7 protein-coding genes and 1 pseudogene are annotated in these 13,028 nt (G+C 62.8%); 6 read left to right on the forward strand and 2 right to left on the reverse strand.

Going from position 1 to position 13,028, the window contains the following annotated elements; translation table 11 throughout:
- The first annotated feature begins 133 nt into the window (after nt 1-133).
- From CWM53_RS08565 to CWM53_RS08575, 3 genes are read left to right on the forward strand one after another with little or no spacing between them, the layout of a single operon-like run.
- Nucleotides 134-2,857 carry a cation-transporting P-type ATPase gene (locus CWM53_RS08565; RefSeq protein ID WP_061155427.1) on the forward strand — a complete coding sequence of 908 codons (2,724 nt, stop codon included), beginning with the start codon at nt 134-136 and terminating at the stop codon, nt 2,855-2,857.
- A 53-nt stretch (nt 2,858-2,910) separates the two neighbouring features.
- Nucleotides 2,911-3,990 (forward strand): efflux RND transporter periplasmic adaptor subunit, encoded by a 1,080-nt coding sequence (locus CWM53_RS08570; RefSeq protein WP_074386633.1) that lies wholly within the window; start codon nt 2,911-2,913, stop codon nt 3,988-3,990.
- A 13-nt stretch (nt 3,991-4,003) separates the two neighbouring features.
- The gene (locus CWM53_RS08575; protein ID WP_100729356.1) at nt 4,004-7,096 is read left to right on the forward strand and encodes an efflux RND transporter permease subunit; all 3,093 of its coding nucleotides are present in this window, start codon (nt 4,004-4,006) and stop codon (nt 7,094-7,096) included.
- A gap of 589 nt (nt 7,097-7,685) precedes the next feature.
- Here CWM53_RS08575 and CWM53_RS08580 read toward each other — a convergent pair.
- Both CWM53_RS08580 and CWM53_RS08585 read right to left on the reverse strand, forming a co-directional pair.
- Entirely contained in the window at nt 7,686-8,405 is a 720-nt protein-coding gene (locus CWM53_RS08580; RefSeq protein WP_100729355.1) for a phosphodiester glycosidase family protein, read from the reverse strand.
- A gap of 47 nt (nt 8,406-8,452) precedes the next feature.
- Nucleotides 8,453-9,568 carry a YbdK family carboxylate-amine ligase gene (locus CWM53_RS08585; RefSeq protein WP_100729354.1) on the reverse strand — a complete coding sequence of 372 codons (1,116 nt, stop codon included), beginning with the start codon at nt 9,566-9,568 and terminating at the stop codon, nt 8,453-8,455.
- A 325-nt stretch (nt 9,569-9,893) separates the two neighbouring features.
- Here CWM53_RS08585 and CWM53_RS08590 point away from each other — a divergent pair, with 325 nt between their 5' ends.
- The 3 genes and pseudogenes from CWM53_RS08590 to CWM53_RS08600 all read left to right on the forward strand — a co-directional run.
- Complete coding sequence (locus CWM53_RS08590; protein ID WP_023297185.1) at nt 9,894-11,561, forward strand: ABC transporter substrate-binding protein; 1,668 nt, start codon at nt 9,894-9,896, stop codon at nt 11,559-11,561.
- 18 nt (nt 11,562-11,579) lie between these two features.
- The gene (locus tag CWM53_RS08595) at nt 11,580-12,533 is read left to right on the forward strand and encodes an ABC transporter permease (RefSeq protein ID WP_074386629.1); all 954 of its coding nucleotides are present in this window, start codon (nt 11,580-11,582) and stop codon (nt 12,531-12,533) included.
- A 2-nt stretch (nt 12,534-12,535) separates the two neighbouring features.
- A pseudogene (locus CWM53_RS08600) lies at nt 12,536-13,028 on the forward strand (ABC transporter permease); the annotation flags it as partial.

Below are 13,028 nucleotides of genomic sequence, written 5' to 3' on the forward strand. Positions count from 1 at the left end.
CATTTTGTATTTTGCGAAAAATTTAGGCGGATATTGGATCACATTTTTACCGGCTTTTTAGCCACGTTTTACTTCATTGGCCAGGAATGATTTCAGGCTTTCCGACTCACGGAATTTATAAGGAAAATGTAATTTGACCAAGATGAATAACCCAAAGTTTACGACGCCCTCGGGCGACACCGCGCCACGGCAGGTCTGGCAGCAGACCGTTGACGCAGTGCTGGCGCAGACAAAAAGCCAGGCCGCTGGGTTAAATTCCGCAGACGCCGCCGAGCGCCTGAATACCTTTGGTCCGAATGCCCTGCCGGAAAAGAAGGGTAAACCGGGCTGGCTGCGCTTTCTCGCCCACTTTAACGACGTACTGATTTACGTGCTGCTGGCCGCCGCAGCGCTGACCGCCATCATGGGTCACTGGGTCGATACCCTGGTGATCCTCGGCGTGACGGTGATTAACGCCCTGATCGGCCATATCCAGGAGAGCAACGCCGAAAAATCCCTGCAGGGGATCCGCAACATGCTCTCCAGCGATGCCCGCGTCCAGCGTAACGGCAAACATGAGACTATCCCGACGCGCGACCTGGTTCCGGGGGACATCGTTATCCTGCGCGCCGGCGACCGCGTACCGGCGGACATGCGCCTGATTGAAACGCACAACCTGCGGGTGGAAGAGGCGATCCTCACCGGCGAGTCGACGGTGGTGGATAAAATCACCGACGCGCTGGAGGGCGAACTGCCGCTGGGCGACCGGGTGAACATGGTTTTCTCCGGGACCACCATCAGCGCTGGCGGCGGCGTCGGCGTGGTGACCGCCACCGGCGCGCAGACCGAACTCGGCCATATCAACCAGATGATGGCGGGCATTGAGAAGCACCGTACCCCGCTGCTGGTGCAGATGGATAAGCTCGGCAAAGCGATTTTTGTCATTATCCTCGCCATGATGGTGGCGCTGTTTATCTTTAGCCTTGCGCTGCGGGATATTCCGATGGGCGAGCTGCTGCTGTCGCTGATTAGCCTGGCGGTGGCCGCGGTACCGGAGGGGCTGCCGGCGATCATCTCGATTATTCTGTCGCTGGGCGTGCAGACGATGGCGCGCAAGCGGGCGATTATTCGTAAGCTGCCGACCGTGGAAACTCTCGGCGCCATGACCGTGGTCTGCTCGGATAAAACCGGCACCCTGACGATGAACGAAATGACCGTTAAAGCGATCATCACGGCAGACTGCTGCTACCGGGTGGAAGGCGACAGCTACGAGCCGCAGGGACGGATCTTCCTCGAGGGGAGCGATGAGCCCGTGCAGGTTCAGCCCGGCACCGTGCTGGAAACCTGGCTGCGCACCATCGACCTGTGTAACGACAGCCAGCTTATCCAGGATGAGCGCGGTCTGTGGGGGATCACCGGTGGGCCAACCGAAGGGGCGCTGAAGGTGCTGGCGGCGAAAGCGCAGCTCCCGGCGGTGGAGGCCCGTCTGGTGGCCAAGATCCCCTTTGACTCACAGTACAAATATATGTCGACCCTGCAGCACATCGATGGCGAGGCCCGGGTGCTGATCACCGGTGCGCCGGACGTTATCTTCGCCATGTGCCGCGAGCAGATGAGCCGCCACGGCGCGGTGCCGTTCGAGGTGCAGTACTGGGAAGAGGAGATGGCGCGCTTCGCCCGTCAGGGACTGCGCATGGTGGCGGCGGCCTGTAAGCCTGCCAGCCTTGATGCCACCACCCTCAACCATGAGGACCTGCAGGAGGGGCTGATTTTCCTCGGCATCGCCGGGATGATGGATCCCCCGCGTCCGGAAGCCATTGACGCCATCCACGCCTGCCAGACCGCCGGGATCCGCGTGAAGATGATCACTGGCGACCACCCGCAGACGGCGATGAGCATCGGCCAGATGCTGGGGATCACCAACAGCAGCCAGGCCATGACCGGCTACCAGCTGGAGCACATGGACGATGCGGCGCTGGCGAAGGCGGCGGTGGAGTACGACATCTTTGCCCGAACCAGCCCGGAGCATAAGCTGCGCCTGGTGAAAGCCCTGCAGGATAACGGCGAAGTGGTCGGCATGACCGGAGACGGCGTCAACGACGCGCCGGCGCTGCGCCAGGCCGACGTGGGTATCGCCATGGGTATCAAAGGTACCGAAGTCACCAAAGAGGCGGCTGACATGGTGTTGACCGATGATAACTTCGCCACCATCGCCAGCTCGGTAAAAGAGGGCCGTCGGGTCTATGACAACCTGAAGAAGACCATCCTCTTCATCATGCCGACCAACCTGGCGCAGGGGCTGCTGATCATCATTGCCCTGCTGGCGGGGAACATTATTCCGCTGACCCCGGTGCTGATCCTGTGGATGAACATGGCGACGTCGGCGACGCTCTCCTTCGGCCTGGCCTTTGAAGCCGCAGAGCGCAATGTGATGAACCGCCCGCCGCGTAAAACCGGCCAGCACGTGATGGATGGCTTCGCCGTGTGGCGAGTGGCTTTTGTCGGGTCTATGATTGCTATTGCCGCCTTTATCCTTGAGGCCTGGCTGGCGCCGCGCGGCCACAGTCCGGAGTTTATCCGTACCGTGCTGCTGCAGATGCTGGTGACGGCGCAGTGGGTCTACATGATCAACTGCCGCAGCAGCGACAGTTTCTCCCTGAGCATGGGTCTGCTGCGCAACAAAGGCATCTGGCTGGTGACCGGTGTCCTGCTGCTGATGCAGCTGGTCATTATCTATGTCCCGCTGATGCAGAGCATGTTTGGTACGGAAGCGCTGCCGCTGCGCTACTGGTTTATCACCCTGGTCATCGGCGTCGCCATGTTCCTGGTGGTGGAAGTTGAGAAGCGCCTGACGCGCCGGTTCCGCAAAACGGCTTGATTGATCTCGCGCGCCTCGCTGCAGGCGCGCGTTACTTTCGCAAGGATCCCCCTATGATTAAAACCTTCCGCTTTGCTCTGCTGGCCTGCGGTCTGGCCGGCGGCGCCCTGACGGCGACCGCCGCGCCGGCGGTGCCGGTCCGCGTCGCCACGGTTGAACTGGCGCCTCATGCTGAAGAACGCGCCATCCCCGGGCGGGTCGAGGCGATCCGCGCCGTCGACATTCGCGCGCGCACCGAAGGGGTGATTGTTCAGCGCCACTTCCAGGATGGCCAGTATGTTACCGAGGGCGACCTGCTGTTTACCCTCGACGACGCGCAGCCCCGTGCGGCCCTGGCCCTGGCGCAGGCCGAGCTGAAAAGCGCCGAAGCCTCATTACGTCAGGCGCAGCAACTGCTCACTCGCTACGAGCGGCTCATTAACAACCACTCCATCAGTCGCAACGACGTCGACACGGCCCGGATGCAGCGCGACGTCGCCGCCGCCGCCGTGCAGCAGGCGAAAGCCCGCGTCGAGGCCCAGCAGATTGTGCTCAGCTACACCCGGATTGCGGCGCCGGTGACCGGTCGCGTGGGCCACAGCGCCTTTCACGTCGGGACGCTGATTAACCCTTCCAGCGGCGTGCTGGTGGACATTGTGCAGCTGGATCCGGTGCGGGTGTCGTTCGCCCTCGACGAAGCCGCGTTTTTCAGCAAAACCGGCCAGCACGCCGACATCCACGCCCTGAAGCAGGCGTGGCTGGCGCAGATTGAGGTTGATGGCAAACGGCGCGATGGGGTGTTGACCTCCATCGATAACCGGATTGACGCCCGCACCGGCAGCGTGGCGGTGCGGGCGGAGTTCGCCAATCCGCAGCACCGTCTGCTGCCGGGCGGCAGCGTAACGATCCTGTTCCGTCCGCAGGAGCTGCAGTCACGGGTGATGATCCCGGCCGCCGCCGTGCAGCAGGATCCGCAGGGCTTTTTCAGCTGGGTGCTGAAGCCGGACCACACCGCCGGGCAGCGTCGTCTGACCCTCGCGGGGCAGCAGGGGCAGCAGTTTGCGGTTGAGAAAGGGCTGCAGGCGGGCGAGCAGGTGATCACCGACGGCGCGCAGCGTTTACGCGAAGGCGCCGCGGTACAGGTGCTGAACTAAGTAAGGAGAAGGGATGCTGACCTTTTTTATCCGTCGTCCGCGATTTGCCATGGTGATCGCGCTGCTGCTGACCTTTGTCGGCGCGGTGTCGCTGAAGCTGATCCCGGTGGAGCAGTACCCGGCGATCACCCCGCCGGTGGTGAACGTCAGCGCCAGCTGGCCGGGCGCCAGCGCGTCAGATGTGGCGGAAGCCATCGCCGCCCCGCTGGAGACCCAGCTCAACGGCGTCGATCATATGCTGTATATGGAGTCCACCAGCTCGGATGAGGGAACGTACCGCCTGAGCATTACCTTCGCGGCGGGCACCGATGCCGACCTGGCGGCGATCGACGTGCAAAACCGGGTGGCGCAGGCGCTGGCGCAACTCCCGGCGGAGGTGCAGCAGAATGGCGTCCAGGTCCGCAAGCGCGCCAGCAACCTGCTGATGGGGGTGAGCCTCTACTCGCCGCTGGGCACGCTGTCGCCGCTGTTTGTCAGTAACTACGCCAGCACCCAGGTGCGCGAGGCGCTGGCCCGCCTGCCCGGCGTCGGCGAGGTGCAGATGTTTGGCGCCCGGGATTACAGTATGCGCATCTGGCTGCGCCCGGACCGCATGAACGCGCTCAACATCACCACGGATGACGTTGCCCAGGCGCTGCGCGAGCAGAATGTGCAGGGCGCGGCGGGGCAGGTGGGCACCCCGCCGGTATTCAACGGCCAGCAGCAGACGCTGACCATCAACGGGCTGGGGCGTCTGAACGAGGCGGCCAGCTTTGGCGAGATTATCCTCCGCCGCGGCGCGCAGGGGCAGCTGGTTCGCCTCGCCGACGTGGCAACCATTGAGCTGGGCGCCCGCAGCTACAGCTCCGGCGCGCAGCTGAACGGTAAAGCGTCGGCCTATCTGGGGATCTATCCGACGCCCACCGCCAATGCCCTGCAGGTCGCCAGCGCAGTGCGTGCGGAGCTTAACCGCCTGCACACTCGCTTTCCGGCGGATCTCACCTGGGAGGTGAAGTTCGATACCACCCGCTTTGTGGCGGCGACGATCAAAGAGATCGGCGTCTCGCTGGCGCTGACTCTGCTGGCGGTGGTCGTGGTGGTGTCGCTGTTTCTGCAGAGCTGGCGGGCGACGCTGATCGTAGTGCTGGCGATCCCGGTGTCACTGGTCGGCACCTTTGCGGTGCTCTATCTGCTGGGCTACAGCGCCAACACCCTCAGCCTGTTCGCGATCATTCTCGCCCTGACGATGGTGGTGGATGACGCCATTGTGGTGGTGGAGAATGTGGAAACCAAAATGGCGGAAGGGCTGGATCGCCTGCAGGCCACCGCCCAGGCGCTGCAGCAGATCGCCGGGCCGGTGATCGCCACGACCCTGGTGCTGCTGGCGGTATTTGTGCCGGTGGCGCTGCTCCCGGGGATCGTCGGCGAGCTGTACCGGCAGTTTGCCGTGACGCTCTCCACCGCGGTGGCCCTGTCGAGCCTGGTGGCGCTAACCCTGACGCCGGCCCTCTGCGCACTGCTGCTGCGCCCGCGTCCCGCCCAGCCAGCGGCGGTGTGGCGGGCATTTAACCGTCTTCTCGACGGTACCCGCGACGGCTATGGCCGGCTGGTGGGCTGGATGAACCGCCGCCCCTGGCTGGCGCTGGCGGCGACGGTGGCGGCAGGCGCGCTGGTGGCGTTCAGCTTCACCTCGATGCCGAAAGGCTTCCTGCCGCAGGAAGATCAGGGTTACCTGTTTGCCAGCGTGCAGCTGCCGGAGGCGGCGTCGCTGGAGCGTACCGAAGCGGTAATGGCCCAGGCGCGCAAGCTGCTGATGGCTAACCCGGCGGTGGAGGATGTGATTCAGGTGTCCGGCTTCAACATTCTCAACGGCACCAGCGCCTCTAACGGCGGGTTTATCTCGGTAATGCTCAGGGACTGGCACCAGCGGCCGCCGCTGGATGCGGTGATGGCGGATATTCAGCGCCAGCTGCTGTCGCTGCCGGAGGCGACGATCATGACCTTCGCGCCGCCGACCCTGCCGGGCCTGGGGAATGCCTCGGGATTTGACCTGCGCATCCTGGCGCAGGCCGGTCAGTCGTCGGCGGAGCTGGAGCAGGTGACGCGGGAGATCCTCCAGCTGGCGAACCAGCATCCTCAACTGAGCCGGGTGTTTACCACCTGGAGCAGCAACGTGCCGCAGCTGACCCTGACGGTCGACCGCGACCGGGCGGCGCTGCTGGATGTGCCGGTGGCGCAGATTTTCAGCAGCCTGCAGACGGCGTTCGGCGGCACGCGCGCCGGCGATTTCAGTCTTAACAATCGTGTCTATCATGTGGTGATGCAAAATGAGATGCAGTGGCGCGAGCGGGCAGAGCAGATTAGCGAGCTGTACGTCCGCAGCCGCGACGGCGAGCGGGTGCGGCTGAGCAATCTGGTCACCATTACGCCGACGGTGGGGGCGCCGTTTATTCAGCAGTACAATCAGTTCCCGTCCGTGTCGGTGAGCGGTTCAGCGGCCGAGGGGGTCAGCAGCCGCACGGCGATGGCGGCCATGGAGCAGATTTTGCGGGCCCATCTGCCGCCGGGATATGACTACGCCTGGAGCGGGATCTCCTGGCAGGAGCAGCAGACCGGCAATCAGGCGGTGTGGATCGTGCTGGCGGCGGTAGCGATGGCGTGGCTGTTCCTGGTGGCGCAGTATGAGAGCTGGACACTGCCGGCGAGCGTCATGCTTTCGGTGCTGTTCGCCATCGGCGGAGCACTGCTCTGGCTGTGGACCGCGGGCTATGCCAACGATGTGTATGTTCAGATAGGGTTGGTGCTGCTGATTGCCCTGGCGGCGAAGAACGCGATTCTGATTGTTGAATTCGCCCGCAGCCGGCGCGAGGAGGGGCTGTCGATTGTCGATGCCGCGCGCGAGGGGGCCACCCGCCGCTTCCGCGCGGTGATGATGACCGCGGTGTCGTTTATTATCGGCATCATGCCAATGATGCTCGCCACCGGCGCCGGGGCGCAGAGCCGGCGGATCATCGGCACCACGGTATTCAGCGGTATGCTGGTGGCGACGATGATCGGCATCCTGTTTATCCCGTCGCTGTATGTGCTGTTTCAGCGTATGCGTGAGTGGGCGCATCGGCGGGGGTAAGCGCGGCGCTACCGGTCAGTAACGGGGATACTCAAGGCCGCAACGTCTGCCGGGCGGTCCCCTCTCCTCCGGGGGAGAGCCAGGGTTAGGGGGAATTTTCCGTTCACGTTGCGTTTGGCAGAAAAGGGTAGTCCTTCGCTGGTGAACGGGTAAAGGGGGAGAAAACCGTCTCCCCCTTTACAATCCCCCCGGTCCCGCAGAGAAATCGGTGCTGCGCACTACGCTCACCTCCCGGTCGTCCGCCTGCGGTCGGCTCAACTCGACGTCGTGTCTCGAATCGCCTCTGGCCGCCCTCCGTGGCGGCCAGCCCTTGTCTGCCGACCTCCGGTTCGCCGATTTCAGCGGGAATCGGCCCCGCTGCAAGCCCGTAGTTTTCAGAGGCCAAACCATAGCGATCAGAATATATCCGTTAAAAATGGTATGTGCCTTTCTCCGTGGCCCGCTGTGTATACCGGGGCTGCAACGACTGCCGGGCGGTCCCCTCTCCCTTTGGGAGAGGGTTAGGGTGAGGGTAGGTTTTCCGTTCACGTTGCGTTTGGGCGTTAGCCCCGCCTTATCTGCCGGAGCAACAGCGTCTGCCGGGCGGCGGCTATTTCCTCTCCACCGTTATCATGGTCACGAACGGATGATATTGCCACGGCACGCTGGCGCCTTTGCGGTACATCTTCGACAGCGTGCCGTCGAGATAGAGCATCTGCCGTACCCCGAGCTTTGACTGCGCATAGCAGGCAAAATCATAGAAGTTGGTCTCGCGATCGCTGAGCATAAACACCACCCGGCCCTGCTTATCGATGCCCACCCCGTTACGCAGCTTGCGCGAACTGGCGGAGGGCTTCAGCCGCCAGTTGATGATGCCATTCTCAATCAGCATCGGGCCGGACTGCACCGCATAACGGATGGCGGGAGAGGGTTTGTACGCCGGCAGCGGCACGATTTTCGCACGGCCGTTCGCCACCAGGAACACGCCGCCGGGGCGGATAAAGAAGTTCCCGCCGCCGGCGGAACGGTTTACCGGCGTCAGCCGTTTGCCGTCTTCGATATACAGCCCCAGCGGCGCGTAGGCTTTATCGTAAATGCCGCCGTTCATCGCCATCTGCACCCGGCCGTCGCCATCAATACCCGCCAGCAGCGAACGCAGGGAACCCCAGGCTTTGCCGTGCTGATCCTGCCAGTACATCGCAATGCGCTCTTTCTGCGCATCCACCCGATAGCTCTGCAGGGTCAGCGTCGGGTCGGTGAGGGTACAGGTGGCGCTGGCGACGGCGGCCAGAGGCAGCAGCGCCAGGGGGAGCAGGCAACGTAATAACATGGGCAGTCCTTTCTATGGTCTGCGCCGAGTATACCCGCCTCGCTGCCTTATGCCGCCCAAATCTCACAGTGTTTTTGCACCAGGCCGGAAAGCGAACCGCCGTTGGCGATAAAGTCGCGCATCTGCTGCGCTTCGCTGTGCGGCGATTTCGCCTGGCGGATCACCGCTTCCAGCGCCGCCGTCGCCTTCAGCTGATGGGCGAAGGGGGCCAGCCGGTCGGCGAGCTGCAGGATCTCCTGGCGGATGCTGCGCTGCTCTCCGCTGCGCACGTCGGTGAGGGTCCCGTCCAGCCCATAGCGGCACGCCTGATAGCGGTTAAAGGGGTACAGCAGATAATCATCAGGCTGGTGCTTAAAAGGGCGCTCCGTCAACAACCAGCAGGCCAGGGTCTGAATAAAGCCGGCGATATGGATCGCCTGGGCGAGGGTCAGGGGGGTGTCCATCACCCTGACCTCGACGGTACCAAACTGCGGGCTGGGGCGAATATCCCAGTGCAGATCCTTCATGCTGTCGATCATGCTGGTGTAGCTCAGCTGGCGGAACAGGCGACGAAACCCCTGCCAGTCTGCCACCCACGGCATCGGACCGTTGTCGGGATAGGAGGAGAAGCGGTTCAGGCGTGAACAGGCGAAGCGGCTGTCGGTACTGTCAAACCACGGCGAGGCGGCGTTAAGGGCGATGAAGTGCGGCACAAAGTGCGACAGACCGTGCAGCAGATAGAGGGCGTCGTCGCCGCTCTGGCAGCCGACGTGCACATGCTGGCCAAAGACCGTGGCCTGCTGCGCCAGATAGCCAAAATGCTCGACGGTTTTGACATAGCGCGGATTGTCGCTGATTTGCTGACGCTGCCAGGCATGAAAGGGGTGCGAACCGCCGCCGCAGATCTGCAGATGATGGCGCAGCGCCGCGCGCTGAACCGCCTGCTGGATGGCGCTGAGCTGGGTTTGGGCATGGCTGATGTCGCGGCACACCCCGGTGGCGATCTCCAGCATGCTCTCGGTGATGTCGTGTTTGGCTTCTCCCACGGTCAACTGATGTTGGACGTCGGCAATCAGCGTCGAGGCATCCTGGCTAAGGTCGTAACCCGGCGGGTTCACCACCTGCAGCTCCAGTTCGATACCGAGGGTAAAAGGATCGGAGCGGTGAAAATCGGCTAAAGGCATAGTCTCTCCCGGTCGATGTGTTCCCTGAAGTATAGAAGGGATTGATCCCGACGGATAATACGCGGCGGCGGAGGACGGGGATGAATAAAAAGTGACGCAGGGTGATTATTTGAAATTTGTCTTATAGCGGCTGGTGCAATTCTGCAACATATTTCCCGCTGGCGGTGCGGCGGAATAAGGCGAAATTATTTTCCCATAATTATCATGGTGATAATATAAGTCCTTCTTATTTTACCGGTCGGTTTTGGCCTATTTTCGTCCGCGTAAGAGCTGGTACGCATTTTGCCTGTTAATCCGTGACACTTTATTTAACAGGGATCATGTGATGCACAAAAAGACGTTATTTTCGCGTGCCGGTCGTCTCGCCGTGGCGGTGAGCGGCGCACTGGCCCTGGCGGGCGCCGCCTTACCTGCCAACGCCTCCACGCTGCGGATTGCCATGACCGCCGCGGATATTCCGTTAACCCTTGGCCAGCCGGATCAAGGCTATGAGGGCAACCGCTTTACCGGCATCCCGCTGTACGACGCGCTGGTGGAGTGGGATCTGTCGCAAGGTGAAAAGCCCAGCGGTCTGGTGCCGGGGCTGGCGACCGAGTGGCACATCGATCCGCAGAACACCAGCCGCTGGATTTTCACCCTGCGTCCGGGCGTCAGGTTCCATGATGGGACGGAGGTGAACGCCGACGCCATTGTCTGGAACGTGGATAAGGTGCTGAATAAAGCGGCGCCGCAGTACGCGCCGGGCCAGATCGGCAACACCCTGTCCCGTATGCCGACCCTCACCGGCGCAGAGAAAATTGACGATCACACTGTGGCGCTGACCACCTCGGAACCAGACGCGCTGCTGCCGTACAACATCACCAACCTGTTTATCGTCTCGCCGACGGCGTGGCAGAAGCAATATGATGCGGTGCCGGCCAGCGCGGGAGATAGCGCCGCGCGCAGCAAACAGGCGTGGACCGCCTTCGCCGCCCACGCGGTGGGCAGCGGCCCGTTCAAACTGGAGAAACTGGTGCCGCGTCAGCAGCTGATCCTCGATAAAAACCCCGACTACTGGAACAAAGATCGCATTCCCCGGGTGGATAAAGTGGTGTTGATCCCCTTGCCGGAGGCCAACGCCCGCACTGCGGCGCTGCTGTCGAAGCAGGTGGACTGGATTGAAGCCCCGGCGCCGGACGCCATCGATCAGATCAAATCTCAGGGTTTTCACCTCTACGCCAACACCCAGCCGCACCTGTGGCCCTGGCAGTTCTCCTTTGAAAAAGGATCGCCGTGGCAGGACATCCGCGTGCGCAAAGCGGCCAACCTGTGTCTGAACCGCGCCGAGCTGAAGAGCTACCTCGGCGGCTACATGACCGAGGCCACCGGGGTCTACGAGGCTGACAGCCCGTGGCATGGCAAACCCACCTTCCAGATCAAATATGACCCGGACACCGCCCGCCAGCTAATGACCGAGGCCGGATACAGCGCCAGCAAGCCGCTGCACGTCACGGTGGCCACCTCGGCCTCCGGCTCCGGGCAGATGCAGCCCTTGCCGATGAACGAGTATATCCAGCAGAGCCTGAAGAGCTGCTTCTTCAATGTGGATATCAAAGTGGTGGAATGGAACACCCTGTTTACCAACTGGCGCCTGGGCGCCCGGGACCCGTCGGCGAAAGGGATCGATGCGATCAACGTCAGCGCCGCGGTTAACGATCCTTACTTTGGCCTGATCCGCTTCTCGACCGCCAAAGCGTTTCCGCCGGTGGCGACCAACTGGGGTTACTTCTCCACTCCGGAGACGGAGAAGCTGGCTGCCGCCGTCAAACACGCCTTTACCCCGGCGGAGATGAACCAAGCGGCCGGTGAGCTGCACGCCGCGCTGGTGGATCAGGTGCCGTTCCTGTTTGTCGCCCACGACGTCGGGCCGCGCGCGATTTCCCCTGCGGTGACCGGGGTGGTGCAACCGCAGAGCTGGTTTATCGACCTCAGCCTGGTGAGCAAAAAAGAGTAATCGTGAAAGGGGCGACCGATGATCAATACGCTGCTATACCGCATTCTGCTGGCTATCCCCACCATGTTTGGGGTGGCGGTGATCTGTTTCATGCTGGTGCAGATCGCTCCGGGCGACCCGCTGGTGTCGGTGATGCCGCCGGACGCCTCGGAGGCGCTGCGTCAGACGTTAATGCAGGCTTACGGCTTTGATAAGCCGCTGCCCCTGCAGTTTATCCACTGGCTGTGGCGGGCGCTGCATGGCGACCTTGGTATGTCGGTCGCCACCGGCCGCCCGGTGATAGACGAAGTGATGACCGCGGTGGCGTACTCCCTGCGCCTGGCGCTGCTGGCGACGGCGATCGGCTTCGTCCTCGGCAGCCTGTTCGGCTTTGTCGCCGGCTATTTTCGCAACAGCGTCATTGACCGTCTGGCCTCGGTGTTGTCGGTATTTGGCGTCAGCGTGCCGCACTACTGGCTGGGGATGCTGCTGGTGATCCTCTGCAGCGTTAAGTTCGCGCTGCTGCCGGCCACCGGCGGCGGGCCGATAGGCGAGGTGGGCTGGCACTGGGACTGGGCGCACCTGCAGTTCATGCTGCTACCGGCCATCACCTTGTCGGTGATCCCCACCGGGATTATCGCCCGCACCGTGCGCTCGCAGGTGGCTGATATCCTCAGCCAGGAGTTTATCGTTGGCCTGCGCGCCCGCGGGCTCAATGAGTCGCGCATCTTTGTCCACGTCATGAAAAATGCCGCGCCCACCGCGCTGGCGGTGATGGGGCTGCAGGTGGGCTATCTGATGGGCGGCTCGATCCTTGTGGAGACCGTTTTCTCCTGGCCGGGAACCGGATTGCTGCTTAACACCGCCATTTTTCAGCGCGACCTGCCCCTGCTGCAGGGCACCATCTGGGTGCTGGCGCTGTTTTTCGTGCTGCTCAACCTGCTGGTGGATATTCTGCAGACCACCCTCGACCCGCGTATTAAGAGGAGCTGACCATGGTGGATACGGCAACGACGAAAGCGGTTCCGGCCGCAGCGGCCCACGCTTCCCGGCAAGGTTACTGGCGTGGGGTATTGCGCCGCCTACTGCGCGACCCCGGCGGCGTGGTGGTGGGCGTGCTGATCCTCCTGCTGCTGGCCCTGGCGCTGTTCGGTCCGTGGCTTATCGTCAAAGATCCCTATCAAACGTCGATGTTCCTGCGCCTGAAACCCATCGGCAGCGACGGCTTCCCGTTGGGCTCGGATGAGCTGGGACGCGACATGCTGTCGCGGCTGATCCTTGGCACCCGACTGTCGCTGTTTATGGGAATTGTCCCGGTGGTGTTCGCCTTTTTTATCGGCGGGGCCATCGGGATTATCGCCGGCTACACGGGCGGAAAAACCAATACCGTGATTATGCGCACCGTGGATGTGTTCTATGCCTTTCCCTCCGTCCTGCTGGCGATTGCGCTGTCGGGAGCGCTGGGGGCGGGCATCGGCAATGCGTTGC

Origin of the sequence: Klebsiella sp. A-Nf5 (genome assembly GCF_002810545.1) — a bacterium.
GTDB lineage: Bacteria > Pseudomonadota > Gammaproteobacteria > Enterobacterales > Enterobacteriaceae > Klebsiella > Klebsiella variicola.

What these genes read in the sequence shown, in the direction of transcription:
- CWM53_RS08570 (WP_074386633.1), top strand. Translation starts at nt 2,911, where the DNA reads ATGATTAAAACCTTCCGCTTTGCTCTGCTGGCCTGCGGTCTGGCCGGC.
- CWM53_RS08575 (WP_100729356.1), top strand. Translation starts at nt 4,004, where the DNA reads ATGCTGACCTTTTTTATCCGTCGTCCGCGATTTGCCATGGTGATCGCG.
- CWM53_RS08580 (WP_100729355.1), bottom strand. Translation starts at nt 8,405, where the DNA reads ATGTTATTACGTTGCCTGCTCCCCCTGGCGCTGCTGCCTCTGGCCGCC.
- CWM53_RS08585 (WP_100729354.1), bottom strand. Translation starts at nt 9,568, where the DNA reads ATGCCTTTAGCCGATTTTCACCGCTCCGATCCTTTTACCCTCGGTATC.
- CWM53_RS08590 (WP_023297185.1), top strand. Translation starts at nt 9,894, where the DNA reads ATGCACAAAAAGACGTTATTTTCGCGTGCCGGTCGTCTCGCCGTGGCG.
- CWM53_RS08595 (WP_074386629.1), top strand. Translation starts at nt 11,580, where the DNA reads ATGATCAATACGCTGCTATACCGCATTCTGCTGGCTATCCCCACCATG.